The sequence below is a fragment of the Pseudoalteromonas sp. S3178 genome, assembly GCF_005886985.1.
GTDB lineage: Bacteria > Pseudomonadota > Gammaproteobacteria > Enterobacterales > Alteromonadaceae > Pseudoalteromonas > Pseudoalteromonas carrageenovora.
In genome coordinates this window covers 1-293 of the sequence record NZ_PNCW01000347.1, presented here as the reverse complement: position 1 = coordinate 293, position 293 = coordinate 1, and the positions used below count along the sequence as shown (strand labels likewise).

Genomic DNA, 293 nt, shown 5'->3' with positions numbered 1-293 from the left:
GTTTATGTACACCGTATTGGTCGTACTGCCAGAGCAGGTAAAAAAGGCACCGCTATTTCATTTGTCGAAGCACATGACGTCGCTATTTTGGCAAAAATTGAACGGTACATTGACTTAGGTTTAAAACGACGTGTTATTAAGGGGCTAGAGCCACAAAATAAAGAAGCGCGACCACCTAAGAAGAAAAAAGACCCAGTAAAAATGAAAGCGAAGAAAAACGCCAACGCGAAAGTTAAGAAAAAGAAATAATTTAAATAAAATGGCCCCACTGGGGCCATTTTATTTTTACTCTT

The 293-nt window shown here is 38.9% G+C and carries 1 pseudogene; it reads left to right on the top strand.

Features of this window, described 5'->3' with window-relative positions:
* Nucleotides 1-249: pseudogene (locus tag CWC11_RS21255) on the top strand (ATP-dependent RNA helicase SrmB); the annotation flags it as partial.
* Nucleotides 250-293 lie beyond the last annotated feature (44 nt).